The organism is Kribbella sp. NBC_00709 (genome assembly GCF_036226565.1).
Lineage (GTDB): Bacteria > Actinomycetota > Actinomycetes > Propionibacteriales > Kribbellaceae > Kribbella.
Window position 1 is genome coordinate 7,755,562 of record NZ_CP108996.1, and the last position, 14,134, is coordinate 7,769,695.

Genomic DNA, 14,134 nt, shown 5'->3' on the forward strand with positions numbered 1-14,134 from the left:
TACCCTCTGGAGACGCCATGATACGACGCCTCGCCGCTGTGGCAGCGCTACCCGTTCTGACCGCCGTGTTCGCGTTCGGAAATGCCGCGCCGGCCGATGCCGAGGGCGAGCTGTCGCCGGTGATGGTCGTGCTGGACTCGTCCGGTTCGATGACCGCCCGGGACGTCGGTGGCAGCGGCACCCGGATGGACGCCGCCAAACGAGCCGTCGGATCGATGATCGACGGCTTGCCCGCCCAGGCCCCGGTCGGACTGGCGATCTACGGCGCGGGGACCGGGTCGAGCGGATCGGAGAAGGCCGCGGGCTGCCGTGACGTCCGAGTCGTCCAGCCGGTGAAGGCGGGCGACAAACCCGCGATCAAGCGGGCCGTGAATGCGGCACAAGCGAGCGGCTACACGCCGATCGGCCAGTCACTGCGCACCGCGGCCGCTCAGCTTCCGGCAGAAGGGCAGCGCTCGATCGTTCTGGTGTCGGACGGCGAAGACACCTGTGCCCCGCCGCAACCGTGCGACGTCGCGAAGGATCTCCACCGGCAGGGGATCGACCTGCACGTGCACGCGATCGGTTTCCGGGTCGACGCGAAGGCCCGGGCCCAGCTCGCGTGCATCGCACAGAGCACGGGTGGGACCTATCACGACGCCGCCGACGCCGACGCGCTGCTCGGCGTGCTCGGCCGAGTGACCGATCGCGCGCTACGGCACTACGAACCGACCGGCCAGCCGATCACCGGCACCGCTGATCCGGTCACAGCGCCGACGATGACGCCAGGCCAGTACCTGGACACCCTGGACCCGGTCGAGGAACGCTTCTACGCGGCCGATCTGAAGGCGGGTGACACGGCGTACTTCGCCGCGACGGCGGTCTTCCCCCGGGGCAACCCTCGGGATCTCGAGGTCCTGGACATCAAGATCACCGGCCCGGGCGGAGCGGATTGCTATCGATCCGAGCGCGAGCTGCACACCCGGGCCAAGCAGGACGGCGGGGCGCTGACCACGGTGCTCAGCTGGAACGGGACGGTTCCCGGATCGTCGAAGCCCAAGGGGTGCAGCGTCCCCGGCAAGTATGTCTTCAGGGTTACCCGGGACTCGAAGGACGGCACCGACCGCGTGCCGCTGGAGCTGCAGTTGCGGATCGAACCGCCGGTGACCGGCAGTTTCGGTGAGCCGGCGCAGACCGGCCTCGTCGACTTCGCGCAGCAGCCGGCCGGCGCCGTCCGGCCGGTGCGCGGCGGCGGTTCGTTCAACGAGGCGACCACCCTGCCGGGAGCCGGCCGCTACGGCGAAACCATCTACAACGGCGAAGAGCTGTACTACCGCGTGAAGCTCGACTGGGGGCAGGGTCTCGCCTACCGGGTCACCTACGGCGCTGTTCCGGATGCCGGGACGACCAACATCCGCACCGGTCTGTTCAGTCCGGTCCGCTCGGAGATCAAGTTCGACACCACGGCCTACACCGGCACCACGAACATCTTGCCGTCGAGCGGAAAGGCGATCGCCACCCCGCGTACGGCGTACCTGAACCGCAACGTCAACGATGCCGTCATCCGGGAATCCAGCATCGACGGCTGGTACTACATCGTCGTCAAGCTGGGCGCCCCGGTCGCCCACGAGGCGGGTGGCGTACCGGTGACGATCGACGTGGCCGTAGCGGGCGACAAGGTCGCCGGACCCGCGTACGGCACCTCGACCGAGGAGACCCCGAGCAGTCCGGCCCCTAGCACCGAGACTCCGTCAGCCGGCCAGTCCACGCCGTCCGGATCCGGTACCACGGCCGGCCAGAGCTCGGGTGGCGACACCAAACCGGCGGCCGACCAGACCGGGTCGTCGTTGCCCTGGATCATCCTCGGCGCCGTGCTGCTGCTGATCGTTGCGATCGTCGTCGCGGCGCTGATTCTTCGCCGCCGTAAGGCTCCGACGCCCCAGGCGCCGCCGGGGTATCCGAACGGGCCGGGTCAAGGCTGGTCTAACCGGCCCTGATCCAGCGGTACGACGAACCCTGCCGGCGGCACACGATCCGAGTGCCGCCGGCAGTCGTCTCGAGATTGCCGGCCTCTTGCCAACCGCACGCTCCCCCGACTTTCGCTTCGGCGTTGGGCGCCGGGGTGACCGGCTTGGTGCTCATCGTTTCCGGAACAGTCGGCTGGCTCGGCGGTGGCGAGTCCTTGCCCGCCGGTCGCCCATCGAGAGTCAGCAGCGCGACGACCGCCGCCGCGAGGACTGCCATGGTGGACGCAGCCAGTACGACGCTGCGCCGCCTCCCCGAAGCCAACCAGCGGCCCGGATCGGACGGGCGGGGCGGCTCGGACGGGCGGGGCGGCTCGGACGGCCGGATCTGCGGGGGCGACGTGGGCGCCTCACGGCGTACGGAGTGGCCGGGTGCTTCGGGTGGGTCGGCACGGGTTGCGTGCGGCGCGGGAAGTGGCGGCAGGTGGTCGAAGACCTCGATCGGCTCTCCGTCGGGCGTCAAAGCCGGGAGCTCCAGTGGTTGCGCCAGAAGAGGTGCGAGTGCAGCCCGCGCGTCCTCGGCGGATCGGGCCCGGTCGGCCGGCTCGGGCTCCATCAGGCTCTCGACGACCCGCCAGACGACGCTGTCGCCGGCCGCGTCCGCGGGCCGGGTCGGCGGTGGGCCGGTGAGCGGCGGTTCTTCCCCGGTCAGAAGTTGCCAACCTGTCACGCCCGCGGCGTACAGGTCCTGAGCGATGGACGGAGGGTCGCCGGCCAGGGCTTCGGGCGCGACGTACCCCGGCGTACCGACCACCGCTCCGTCCTGGGTGAGGCGCGGCTCCCCCAGCCACAGCGCAATGCCGAAGTCGCTGAGCCGAAGTACCGGAGGTTCCGTACCGGTGATCTCGAGCAGCAGGTTCGCCGGCTTCACATCCCGATGGAGGATGCCGGCCGCGTGGACCTGGTCGAGTGCGCCGAGCAGTTGCGCCAGCAGTTCGGCGGCATAACGCTCCGGGAGCGCGCCGAAGTCGGCGACCAGGCTGTCCACCGAACCACCGCCGACCAGATCCATCGCCAGGAGAGCTTGATCGTCCTCGGCGACCCAGCTGTAGGGACTCAGAATGTGTGGGTGATCCAGCCGCAGCCCTTGCTCGCGGACGAATCGGAGCAGGGCTCCCGCGCGACGCTGCCGGAGTACCTTCGCGGCGCAGAACTGCTGCAGGCGGCGATCCCACGCGCGCCAAACCGTGCTGTTGCCACCTGAACCAATCGGGTCGACAAGCTCGTACCGCCCGGCAAACACGTCCGCCATCACGACCCTCCTCTCACCGGTCCGGAGCACCCCGACGATAGAGCAGACGCTACGAGACCAGTCGGCGGCTCGACACCAGCGGTAGGGCTAGGACCAGTGGGGTGGGCGGGTCAGCCGGTCCGGGAGGGTCGTCGCGGTGTCGCCGTGGGTGGCGTTGAGCTGCATCTGGGTCAGGAAGATGCTTCGGGCCAGGTGGGCGCCGCGGAGGTCGGTGTCGCGGAGGTCGGCGCCGATGAGGTCGGCGGAGGTGAGATCGGCGCGACGCAGGTCGGCGCCTATCAGGTAGGCGCTGCGCAGGTCCGCGCCCCGCAGGTCCGCGCCGCGTAAGTCCGCGCCCATGAGGTCCGCCCCGCGTCGGTTCAGCAATCTGGGTGAGACGCGCGCACGGACGAGCTCGCTGGTCCGTAGCAACAGGTCGTTGATTCGTGCGCGGTGAGCGACGACGTCGAGCGCCGTGAGCGACTCCGCACTGCCGAGGGCCAGCTGTTCGGTGCCGTCGAGCGCACGCCTGAGCTCACCGTCGAGGGACGGTGCCAACTCGAGAGCCTCGGTCAGGTACCAGAGCAGCTCATGCAGCAGCCGCACCACCGAGAACACCTCGAACATCTGCGCGCCGAAGTCCGCCGCCTGCCGCCAGTCACGGCCGCCGTAGGTCACCTGAGTGACCTTCTGGCCGGCGCCGAAGCAGTCGTACACGGTGCAGCCGGGGAAGCCTCCGTCCCGCAGCCGCGTGTGGATGCCGCAGCGGAAGTCGTGCTTCAGATTCGGGCACGGTTCACCGGCCGGTTTGTCGATCGCGAAGTCGGCCGATGCGGTCAGCGTCAGCGCCACACAGCACAGCCCGGCGCACTGCCCGCAGTCGGCGCGCAGGTCGGGGCGTCGTGCAGGCCCGTGGGTCGCAGTCATGTCCCTGTCGAGGCTATGGCGTGCTGCCGCAAATCGCATCAGCCGCGCCGCGGAGCTGCAGCATCACCTCTCGCGCGCAGTAAGCAGCCGATGGATGCCCCGAGTCGATGGCGAGTTGGTACGCCCGCTCGGCGCCATCGAGGTCGCCCTGATCCTGACGCAGTACGCCGAGATTGAACGCGGCCTTCGGGGCCATGTCGGCGTGCCCGGAATCGATCACCACCTGGAAGGCCGACTCCGCCCCGGCAAAGTCCTCCCGACCGTGACAGAGCACCCCGAGATTCACCGCCGCTTGTGGGGCCTGATCAGCATGCCCGGATGCGATCACGACCTGATACGCCAGCTCCGCCCCGGCGAGATCGCCCCGCCGCTCACGGAGTACGCCGAGGTTGACCGCGGCCTTCGGAGCCAGATCGGCGTGCCCAGAAGCGATCGCCACCTGGTACGCCCGCTCCGCCCCAGCGAAATCGCCCAGCCCCTCGCAAAGCACGGCGAGGTTGACCGCTGCCATCGGCGCCATGACAGCGTGCCCGGACTCGATCGCCAGCCGATACGCGCGCTCCGCACCAACGCAGTCGCGCCGCGCCTCACGGAGTACGCCGAGGTTGACCGCCGCCCTCGGTGCCTGGTCAGCGTGCCCCGAGTCGATCGCGACCTGGTAGGCGCGCTCTGCCCCGTCCTCATCATCACGGAGTACGCCGAGGTTGACCGCAGCCATCGGGGCCAGGTCGGCGTGACCGGAGTCGATCGCCACCTGAAAGGCCAGCTCGGCCCCGGCGAAGTCGCCCTGCCCCTCGCGCAGTACCCCGAGGTTGACCGCGGCCTTCGGGGCGTGGTCCGCGTGCCCGGAGTCGATCGCCAACTGATAGGCCCGCTCCGCCCCGGCGAAATCGTCCCGATCCTCACACAGGACACCGAGGTTGAACGCCGCCTTCGGTGCCAGGTCGGCGTGCCCGGAATCGATCGCCGACTGCAGGGCCTCTTCCACCCCGGCGACATCCTTCCGAGCACGCTCGGTTGACGCCATCACCGCACCCCCCCACCTACCGGCGCGACCGCTTCGCGCCATTCTTCACCTGATGCGCGCGGAGCTCCACAGATACGTGTCGTATCCGGAAGTCCCGCCACCGGGTGCCAATGTCTTGGCATCGGAGTCGAACGCCACATGCTGTCCGTCGTCGGAGATCGCCGGGCCGTGGCTGCCGTTGATGTTGTCCACCCGGGTCTGATCCTGGCCGGACGTGATCCAGCGGACCGAGTCGGTCTTCCGGTCGAACCGGAACACGTCGCTGAGCTCCCCCTGGTCCGCGTCACTCAGCCGAGCGGTCGTACCGAAGGTGACGTACCGCCCGTCCGCCGAGATGTCGGTACGGAAGCTGCCGCCGATACCCAGCGCCGGCTGGCCCGAGTCGTCGACGGAAATCAGCTCGAGCCGATCGGTACGGAGGTCGCGAAGCCAGACGTTCGGCACCGGATCCATTCCCGGAAACCACCCGATGACGGTGAAGACCACGAACCGTCCGTCGTTGGAGATGGCCGGCTTGACGGCCTCGAGCGACTCGGACCGCGGGTCGACGGTCACGCCGCGCGAAACCACTCGCGTCCTGTTCGTACTGCGGTCCCGGACAGCCACCTCGGTATTGGAAGCAAACGCCACGAAGCGCCCGTCCGCCGAGATCGCGGGATCACTCGCAGAATAAGCCGACTGGCGTCCGTTGACGGTCAGCGATACCCGCTGGGTCCGTCCGGCGTCGAGGTCCCGGACGAAGACGTCCGCGAGGTTGTTCGTGTCGCCGGCCACCAGGTTCGTCGATCCCGACGTGAACGCCACATGGCGACCATCGGGCGACATCTCCGGCTGCAGCGCACCTTGGTCCGCCTGACCGTTGCGGCCGACGGAGACCAGCGTCGTACGCCCGGTCCGCAGATCGCGAACGAAGACGTCCGGGCTGTTGTTGGTGTCACCGGGCAGCAGGTTCGAAGCGTCCGAGTTGAAGGCGACGAACCGCCCGTCGGCCGAGATCGACCCTTGCCGGCTCGCCTGGTTCCCCTGAACCCCGCCGGCCCCGACCGATGCGAGCGTCGTACGGCCGGTCTTGGTGTCGCGGACGAAGACGTCGCGTTGGCCGTTGGTGTCGTTGGCCACGAGATCGGTCGCGTAGGACGAGAAGACGACGTAGCGCCCGTCGGCCGACACTCCCACACCCTTCTCGGTTCCTGGGAACAAGCCGGCGTTACCACCACCTCCGGCGGCTCCGACCGACACGAGACCGATCGTGCCCTGGTGCGGAGCTGCGGCGGCGGTCGCCGGCACAGCGACCGCGCCCACCGGCACTGCGGCTACTGCGAGTACTGCGAGCGCAGTACGAATCGGTCGACGGTCCTTGATGGTGTGAAGAAGTGTCACGATGTCCCCCCTTTGGACACCTGCTAGATGCAACCGAATCGCATAAAGTTGCGGACCGGAAATGAACGAAGTGCTTGAATCAATGGCCCCAGGCCTCGCCCGTTGACACCGGTAATCCTCTTTCGCATACTGCGAATCAGGGGGCAGTAGATTCTATTTCGACGTGAATCCACCACCTGAAAGCAGTGAAAGGTGGTGTGTGATGGCGACAATTCCGGCGCCGCCCGGTCCGATGCCTGCCGGTGCCGCTGCCGACCTCGACCGCATCAAGGCCGCACTGAAGCTGGCGACACCCGAGAAGACCGGCGACAACCTGCTGATCGGGACCTGGAACATCCGCGCCTTCGGCGGCCTGGCCCGGCGCTGGGACTCGATCGCAGGAGACAGTCCGCGCCGCGATTGGCACGCCCTGGCCTGCATCGCCGCGGTCATCGAGCGGTTCGACGTGACTGCCGTCCAGGAGACGCGGCGCGACACGACGGCCCTGTTCGGCGTGCTCTCACTGCTCGGTCCGCAGTACCACGTCATCGCGTCGGATGTCACCGAGGGCGATCCCGGCGGCGACGAGCGGCTCGCCTACATCTACGACAGCCGGCGGATCCAGCCGTCCGGCCTCGTCGGCGAGATCGTCCTGCCGGCCGCGGCGCAGGGTCCGGTGACGCAGTTCGCCCGCACGCCGTACGCCGCCGGATTCGTCCGTGGCAACACCGACTTCATCCTGACCACGGTGCACGTCATCTGGGGCGACGGCCCGGCCGACAGAGTCGACGAAGTGACCGCCTTCGCTACCTGGATGCGTGGCTGGGCCGACCGTCCGAAGGACTGGAACCACAATCTCCTTGTGCTCGGTGACTTCAACCTCGACCGGCTCGGCAACCCGTTGTACCAAGCGTTCGTCTCGACCGGACTGTGGCCGCCGTCAGAGCTCGACGTCCTCCCGCGCACCATCTTCGACAACCCCCACAGCCACCACTTCTACGACCAGATCGCCTGGTTCAGCGACACCACCAAACCTGGCCTGCCTTCGCTCCTCGACGGCCTGACCTACACCCACCGGGCCGGCAACTTCGACTTCGTGCCACACGTCCTCACCGATCTCGACAAGACCCGGCTGTCGTGGCGCATCTCCGACCACTACCCTCTCTGGCTCGAATTCACCGTCTCCTGAATGTCCCGGCGTCCCGGGCGACAGGGACTTGGCACCACGCCGACGTATGACAAACGGCCGAGATCATCATGACAAACCTCCGAGGTACGGCGGCGGCGACACATTAGGTTTCTGTTGTGACCACTCGCACCGCACCTCGTTCCCCGCTCGCAGCACGCGCGTTCGGCCCGCCCCGGCCGTTGCTGACTGCCGCCGTGTTCCTGGTGACGCTGGCCTGCGGCATCGCGCAGCTGGTGCACCGGCCGCTCTACGAGTACGTCGTACGGGACGCCTCTCGGATCGACCACGGGCAGTGGTACCGGCTGCTGACGGGCATGTTCTTCCAGGACGGCTGGGCATCCGGACTCGTCTCGAACCTGATCTTGCTGGCGGTCTTCGGCGCGGTTGCCGAGCGTGTGTTCGGCCGTTGGCGGTGGCTGGTCCTCTACTTCGTCTGTGGATGGTTCGGGCAGCTCATGAGCTACCTCTGGCTGAACCCGGTGGGCGCAGGCAACTCGATGTGCGTCGCCGGCCTGATCGGCGGGCTCGCCACGGTGATCATCCTCGCCCCGAGCCGGTACGGCGTCACGCCGCCGCTGCAGTTCCGCATCATGGCCTTCGCGGTCCCTGTGCTGGCCGTGGTCGACACGATCGTGCAGGACAACCACGGCCTCCCCTGTCTGCTCGGCATGGTCCTGGGCTTCTTCCTCTTGCCAGGCGACACACGCAGGCCTATGGTTTCGGCCATCGACAGCTGACCACGTGGTCGACGATCCGCGGCTCTCCGTACCGATCGGCGACACTCCACACGTCGGCTCCCTCGAGTGGCATCGCGATGTGCGCTGCCGTCTCGTGCACAAGGGAGCGCTTCGATGTCGATTCACGCCACGGCGGACGAGGTCCGCGAAGAACTGGCCGACATGGGCAACACCGCCTTCAGTACGAAGGCTGTCTACGGAAACGCGTCGTCGCTACTGATCGCGACGCGTCCCGCCGGCTATCACTCCCGCCCGCACCGGCACGACTGTGAGCAGTTGAACTGGCTGCAGTCGGGAGCGCTGTGGGTGATGATCGAGGACCGAGCGGTGCTGATGCAGGCGGGCGACTTCCTGCGGGTCCCCGCGAACGCGCGGCACTGGTCGTGGAACAAGTTCGACGCCCCGGCCGTCCTGGTGGAGGTCCACACTCCGGGCCTGCAGGACGATCCCCTGGTCAAAGCCTTCGCCGTCGGCCTCTTCGACGACGACGAGACGCCGGCGTACCTCGGTGCCCCGGTCAACGAGTTCCTCCCCGAGGACACCGACTTCGACCCGAGCATCGCCGAGGGGTGGGTACGGTGACCGGGACGCGCCCGGGCGGCGTACCCGAGTCCCGCAGCCGCTATCGCTGGGTCGTACTCGCGGTCCTGTGGCTCACCCTCGTGCTGTCGTACTTCGACCGGGTGTCGATCGCCGCCGCCCTGCCGTTCATGTCCAAGGAGCTGGGCCTGTCGGCGTCGGTCGCCGGCCTCGTCACCGGCGCACTGTTCCTGAGCTACACCATCGTCCAGGTGCCCGCCGGCCGGCTCTCCGATCGATGGGGGCAGCGTCGCTTCATCGCGGCCGCTATCGCCTGGTGGACCGTGTTCAGCGTGCTGACCGGCCTGGCCGCCGGCAGCCTGATCGCCTTGCTCGCCGTCAGGTTCCTGATGGGTGCGGGCGAGGGCTTCCATCCACCGCCGCTGTGGCGGACGCTGGCCAACTGGTTCGGATCCGGGCGACGCTCGATCCCACTGGCGATCATGCTCACCGCGCTGCCCCTGGGGCCGGCGCTCGCGCCGAAGATCACGTTCCCGATCATCCAGTCGTTCGGGTGGCGGTGGGTGTTCTACGGCACGCTAGTACCGGGAGTCGTGATCGTCGTGTTGGCGCTCTGGCTGCTCAGGGACACGCCAACTCGCCGCGATGCTCCGGAGCGCGGTGCCCCAAGCACAACGATCCGCACAGCCCGCACCTACAAGGTGCCTGGTCATGTGCTGCTCGCCTTCGCGGCGTTCTTCTGCTTCGGCTTCGTGCTCTACGGACTGATGGGCTGGCTGCCCACCTACCTGCTCACGTACCGGCACCTCGACCTCAAGCAGGCAGGCTGGCTGGCCACGTCTCCCTATCTCGCCGGAGCCGTGGGTCTGCTCCTCGGAGCCTGGTTGTGCCAAAGCCGCTTCAACCACCAGCGCCGTAGGTTCATCGCAGCCACTTATCTCGCCACCGCGTTGTGCATCGGCCTGACTGCAGCGGCCGACTCCATGCTTGGTGCCGGTATCGGGCTGACCGCGGCTGGGTTCTTCCTCTACGCCGGCCTCGGGCCGTTCTGGTCGGTCCCGATGGATCTGGTGTCTCCGCAGGAGGTGGGTACGTGGCTGGGCCTGATCAACATGGGTACGCAGATCAGCGGATTCCTCGGGCCCCTGTACATCGGCTGGCTCATCCAGACCACCGGTTCCTTCACCCCCGCCCTGGTCTCGATGATCGTGGCCATGGTGCTCGGAGCCGCAGTTCTGCTCGCGATGCGCGATCGCGGTGCGGAGCCGGCCGCGGTGGCCGGCGTGGACGAGCTGCGCCAGGCCCCGGCCGCGCCATGACGACGCACAACAATTCTCCGGACCACCGTCGATGGCACACTCACGAGATGGATTCCACTGCGAGCATGGTCGTCGTCGGCTACGCCAAGGTCCCCCTGGGCTCGGCCTTGCGCGCCACTCACGAGTTCTTGTCCGTCGTCTTCCTTGTGGACAAGGAATCGCATCGCATCCTCGAAGTCGACTCCACCGCCGTCAGCGGGGCAGTCCGGCGCTGGCTCGCCGACCTCCTCCTCGGTCGCGACCTGTCCCGCCCCGTCGACGACGCTCTCACCGTGATCGAGGAGAACTACCTAGGCCACGCCTCGGGGGCGATCCGGCAGGCCGTGAGCGACGCGGCCCGTCGGTACGCCGTCCACCTCACGACGGCATCAGGAGGCGAGCAATGACAGCGACATACGTGATCAAGCGTCTCAACTTCGGCTCCGTACGCATCGACGCTTCCATGCAGGTCCGCGGAACCCTGCCGGGTACCGCGGTCGACGTACCGGCTCAGGGCTTCCTGATCCTCGGTGGCGACGCGCCGATCCTCGTCGATGCCGGCTATCGCGACCCGTCCGTTCTCGGCGCCGGCGGCACGATCGCCGCCGGTCAGGGCTTCCACGAGCAGCTCGAGGCCCACGGCATCAGCGCCGGTGAACTCGGATGCGTCATCCTGACCCACGCTCACCGCGACCACGCCGGTCATCTCGACAAGGTCCCGACGAGCGTTCCCGTGGTGATGAACCGGAGCGAGCTCGCGGCGGCATGCAGCGGTATCCAGGGCATCGCGTACGCACTCGACGACCTGCATCATCTGCTCGACCGGCTCTACTCCCCGGGTGCGTTGCGGCTGCTCGATCTCGACCGGACCGGCCCGATCGAGATCGCACCCGGAATCACCTGCGTCCACACCGGCGGGCACACGGCCGGCTCGCTCTCCGTCGTCGTCCCCACCGACGACGGCCCGGCGTACCTGTGCGGAGACCTCTTCTACGACGTCAGGGCTGCGCTGCACAGCCCACCGCGAGACACCTTCGTGGGCGCCGTCCAACCCACCTACCTGGACCCGTCGGTGCCCGGCCTGACGAACAACTTCACCGGCAGCGTCCTCGACGAGATCGGCGCGACGCAGCGCGCTCGCGCCTACCGGTACGTCGTACCCGCGCACGACAATCCCGGTGTCCTCGAAGCCGGCCGGTACCTCGGCGCCATCCTCGGGGACACCGTTCCCGGACCCGTCACAGCAATCGATGGTCGGTGATCAGGTCCAGATCTGGAATTCGGCGAGTTGTGCGGCCGGCCAGCTAGCGTTCGCGGTGATGGTCGCTCGCCGGCTCGCGGACTGGGCGGAGCCCAGATCGACCTGCGTCCACTGCGGGAACACTCGCTGGTGGGCTTACCCGCCGCCAGGTTGGCGGTTGCCGTCGAGCCGCTGGCGAACTGCAGGCTGTTGAGGTTCCAGCCGCCGTTGTCCTGGTAGACCGTGAGGGTCTGCAGCCCGGCCGGCAGGTTCACCTGGGTGGTGACGGTTGACCAGTTCTGCCAGCCGCCGGTCGACGGAAGGCTGACGTTGCCGCTGAGGTTGGTACCGGAGGCGCTGGCCACATGCAATGCGTTGGTCACCGCGGCCGGCGTCGCGACGCGCATCGCGACGCTGTACGTACCGGCGGTGGCGACGTTGACGGTGTAGTGGAACCACTGGCCGGTGCTCGTCCAGCCCAGGTTGTAACCGCCGCCGGTATCTGCGGTGGACTCGAGATCGACCCCGTCGGTCCGATAGCTGTTCCCGGTGCCGTTGATCGAGCCCACGTTGTACGCGACGCCTTGCCCGCCGGTGTTGTAGTTCTCCGCCTGTACGGCGCCAGGGATCGCGGCGGGCGTCCCGCCGTACGGGCCTTCCGTCGTACCGCCCTGCCAGCTGTTGCCGCTGAGCGTCGCGCTGAATCCGCCCGAGCTGTTCAGGTACGGCGTCCCGCCGCCGGCAACCGTGTTGCCGGTGATCGTCGCGGATCCGGACGGAGCGGGGTAGAACGGCGGCGCGATGACGATGCCGTTGCGCCACGGTGAGGTGACGGTGTTGTTCTGGAGCACCGTGTTCGTCGAGGTGGAGAAGCCGATCCCGTCGTACAGCGAGTCGACGATGGTGTTGTTGCTCGCGGTCACGCGATCGACGACGCCGACGTTCTGGCCGTCACCGCCGTTGCCGATGTGGAAGGCCGGCTGCCCCTGGCTGTACGCGTTCCCGCCGGAGCGTACGACGAGGTTCCCGGTGACGCTCGCCGACAACAGATCGTTGCCATTGACACCGAAACGCCCGGCGCCCAGGCCGATGTAGCGAGCGGTGTCGGAGACGTAGTTGTTCTCGATCCGATGGCCGCTGCCGCCGTACACGCCGACCCCCTTGCCGCCCCACGGCGCGATCGACGTGTTGTTCGTGACCACCGCGTTCGCCATCGGGGTGTAGTAGACCCGCGTGCCGTCGATGTCGTTGTAGTTGACGGAGTTGATCGCCAGGGCGTCGTCGCCGGTGCCACGGACGAAGTTGTTGGTGATGGTCAGGTTGTTGCCGACGGAGTTCCCCATCGAGACGTTGTTGACGTTGGCGCCATCGGCCCAGATCGTCGTCAGGCGGTTGTTCCGGATGGTGCCGCCGGTGCCGGAGGCCCAGAAGCCGGAGAGCGTGTGCTGGGTCCAGATCCCGTCGGCCACCCAGTTCGTTCCGGTGACGTCCATCGAGCCGCCCGCGCCGTCGACGGTGGCGCGGCTGGTCGCGTTCGAGTCGACGTGCAGGTTCTGGATCGTGGTCGAGGTCAGGCCCCACAACGCGGGCAGCGGAGTGCTGTTCGGCAGCGGTACGTCGCGATAGATCGTGCTGTACCACGCGCCCGCGCCCGCGATCGTGATGCCCTGAGCCTGAAGACCTTGTGTCCCCTTGACGTAGAAGGTGCCGGCCGGGATCCAGACGGTCTTGCCCTGCGACTGCGCCTGGTTGATGCAGTTCTGGATGGCGGCCCGGCTGTCCACCGATGCGGGGTCGGCCGCGCCGTTGGTCGGCGTGTTGTCGGCGACCGCGCCGCAGTCGGTGATGGAGATCGAGTTGGCGGGCTGGGCGATGGGCGCCGGCGGGTTCTCCACATCGACGACGTCGATGTCGTAGAAGGCGGCCGAGTTGCCGGAGTCCTTGCGCAGCATGAACGTGCCGCCCGCGGCGATCGGCGTACCGGTGACGAAGGTGCGCGTCTCGTCGAAGAACACCCGCGGGTCCCCGTCGGAGGGACTCTGGCTGTTGCCGTTGTAGTTGTTGCCCTCGTACAGCCAGGTCTGCTTCGAGTTGACGTTGAGCGTCTGGCGCAGACCGCCGTCGACGTACAGGTTCAGCGTGCTGGTCTGGCCGCCACCGGAAGCGCTGTCGGGGATGCTCAGCCGGACGGTGATGGCGCTGATCGGGTGGCCGGTGTTGTTGGTCCACTGCACGCTCTGGCCGGTGGCCGCGAGGTGGGCGTAGGCGTGTCCGGATGCCTCGAGCGAAGCGCTGGAGTACTGCGTCGTCGGAGCGGCGGTCAGCGACACCGAGGTCGCGCCGCCGCCGAGCGAACCAACCTCGGCCTCGTAGGAGGTGAACGGCACAGTCGCGCCGGCAGCCGTCACAGCGGCCGTGTCGGCAGCCGCCGGTACGACGAACACGGTGGCAACGGGAACCGCAGTCAGGACGCTCGCGCAAGCGACCGCGGCCAGTCGACGGAAAGAGCGCATGATCTTCCTCTCCGGCCTCCACAGGTCGGGAGCGGGGCGGTCCCGAGGATGGGCGCTGCGGAGGCCACGA

At 68.2% G+C, this 14,134-nt stretch carries 12 protein-coding genes; 7 read left to right on the forward strand and 5 right to left on the reverse strand.

Translation table 11 applies throughout. From position 1 onward, the window contains the following. Positions 1-17: 17 nt before the first annotated feature. The gene (locus OHA18_RS37905; RefSeq protein ID WP_329000205.1) at positions 18-1,976 is read left to right on the forward strand and encodes a vWA domain-containing protein; all 1,959 of its coding nucleotides are present in this window, start codon (positions 18-20) and stop codon (positions 1,974-1,976) included. On the opposite strand, the gene OHA18_RS37910 is transcribed toward OHA18_RS37905, so the two are convergent. The 4 genes from OHA18_RS37910 to OHA18_RS37925 all read right to left on the reverse strand — a co-directional run bounded on the left by OHA18_RS37910 (position 1,963) and on the right by OHA18_RS37925 (position 6,568). Then, positions 1,963-3,255 carry a serine/threonine-protein kinase gene (locus tag OHA18_RS37910; RefSeq protein WP_329000206.1) on the reverse strand — a complete coding sequence of 431 codons (1,293 nt, stop codon included), beginning with the start codon at positions 3,253-3,255 and terminating at the stop codon, positions 1,963-1,965. The two genes, OHA18_RS37905 and OHA18_RS37910, sit on opposite strands and share 14 nt — an antisense overlap. A gap of 87 nt (positions 3,256-3,342) precedes the next feature. Then, entirely contained in the window at positions 3,343-4,161 is an 819-nt protein-coding gene (locus OHA18_RS37915; RefSeq protein ID WP_329000207.1) for a pentapeptide repeat-containing protein, read from the reverse strand. A 13-nt stretch (positions 4,162-4,174) separates the two neighbouring features. Continuing rightward, positions 4,175-5,188, reverse strand: a complete 1,014-nt coding sequence (locus OHA18_RS37920) for a tetratricopeptide repeat protein (protein WP_329000208.1) — start codon at positions 5,186-5,188, stop codon at positions 4,175-4,177. 45 nt (positions 5,189-5,233) lie between these two features. Then, on the reverse strand, positions 5,234-6,568 hold the full coding sequence (locus tag OHA18_RS37925) for a TolB family protein (RefSeq protein WP_329000209.1): 1,335 nt from the start codon (positions 6,566-6,568) through the stop codon (positions 5,234-5,236). A gap of 202 nt (positions 6,569-6,770) precedes the next feature. On the opposite strand from OHA18_RS37925, the gene OHA18_RS37930 reads away from it, so the two are divergent. The 6 genes from OHA18_RS37930 (at position 6,771) to OHA18_RS37955 (ending at position 11,572) form a co-directional block, all read left to right on the forward strand. Beyond that, the gene (locus OHA18_RS37930) at positions 6,771-7,736 is read left to right on the forward strand and encodes an endonuclease/exonuclease/phosphatase family protein (RefSeq protein ID WP_329000210.1); all 966 of its coding nucleotides are present in this window, start codon (positions 6,771-6,773) and stop codon (positions 7,734-7,736) included. Between the two features lie 116 nt (positions 7,737-7,852). Continuing rightward, the gene (locus OHA18_RS37935) at positions 7,853-8,473 is read left to right on the forward strand and encodes a rhomboid family intramembrane serine protease (RefSeq protein WP_329000211.1); all 621 of its coding nucleotides are present in this window, start codon (positions 7,853-7,855) and stop codon (positions 8,471-8,473) included. 114 nt (positions 8,474-8,587) lie between these two features. Further along, positions 8,588-9,055 carry a cupin domain-containing protein gene (locus OHA18_RS37940; protein ID WP_329000212.1) on the forward strand — a complete coding sequence of 156 codons (468 nt, stop codon included), beginning with the start codon at positions 8,588-8,590 and terminating at the stop codon, positions 9,053-9,055. Continuing rightward, entirely contained in the window at positions 9,052-10,332 is a 1,281-nt protein-coding gene (locus OHA18_RS37945) for an MFS transporter (protein ID WP_329000213.1), read from the forward strand. The genes OHA18_RS37940 and OHA18_RS37945 overlap by 4 nt, the downstream gene beginning before the upstream one ends. A 47-nt stretch (positions 10,333-10,379) precedes the next feature. Further along, positions 10,380-10,718 (forward strand): DUF3870 domain-containing protein, encoded by a 339-nt coding sequence (locus OHA18_RS37950; protein ID WP_329000214.1) that lies wholly within the window; start codon positions 10,380-10,382, stop codon positions 10,716-10,718. Continuing rightward, positions 10,715-11,572, forward strand: coding sequence for an MBL fold metallo-hydrolase (locus tag OHA18_RS37955; protein WP_329000215.1), 858 nt, complete (start codon positions 10,715-10,717; stop codon positions 11,570-11,572). Before OHA18_RS37950 ends, OHA18_RS37955 begins: the two co-directional genes overlap by 4 nt. On the opposite strand, the gene OHA18_RS37960 is transcribed toward OHA18_RS37955, so the two are convergent. Then, complete coding sequence (locus OHA18_RS37960) at positions 11,455-14,064, reverse strand: carbohydrate-binding protein (RefSeq protein ID WP_329000216.1); 2,610 nt, start codon at positions 14,062-14,064, stop codon at positions 11,455-11,457. The two genes, OHA18_RS37955 and OHA18_RS37960, sit on opposite strands and share 118 nt — an antisense overlap. Between the last annotated feature and the right edge of the window lie 70 nt (positions 14,065-14,134).

What these genes read in the sequence shown, in the direction of transcription:
- OHA18_RS37940 (WP_329000212.1), top strand. Translation starts at nt 8,588, where the DNA reads ATGTCGATTCACGCCACGGCGGACGAGGTCCGCGAAGAACTGGCCGAC.
- OHA18_RS37950 (WP_329000214.1), top strand. Translation starts at nt 10,380, where the DNA reads ATGGATTCCACTGCGAGCATGGTCGTCGTCGGCTACGCCAAGGTCCCC.
- OHA18_RS37905 (WP_329000205.1), top strand. Translation starts at nt 18, where the DNA reads ATGATACGACGCCTCGCCGCTGTGGCAGCGCTACCCGTTCTGACCGCC.
- OHA18_RS37920 (WP_329000208.1), bottom strand. Translation starts at nt 5,188, where the DNA reads ATGGCGTCAACCGAGCGTGCTCGGAAGGATGTCGCCGGGGTGGAAGAG.
- OHA18_RS37960 (WP_329000216.1), bottom strand. Translation starts at nt 14,064, where the DNA reads ATGCGCTCTTTCCGTCGACTGGCCGCGGTCGCTTGCGCGAGCGTCCTG.
- OHA18_RS37930 (WP_329000210.1), top strand. Translation starts at nt 6,771, where the DNA reads ATGGCGACAATTCCGGCGCCGCCCGGTCCGATGCCTGCCGGTGCCGCT.
- OHA18_RS37910 (WP_329000206.1), bottom strand. Translation starts at nt 3,255, where the DNA reads ATGGCGGACGTGTTTGCCGGGCGGTACGAGCTTGTCGACCCGATTGGT.
- OHA18_RS37915 (WP_329000207.1), bottom strand. Translation starts at nt 4,161, where the DNA reads ATGACTGCGACCCACGGGCCTGCACGACGCCCCGACCTGCGCGCCGAC.
- OHA18_RS37955 (WP_329000215.1), top strand. Translation starts at nt 10,715, where the DNA reads ATGACAGCGACATACGTGATCAAGCGTCTCAACTTCGGCTCCGTACGC.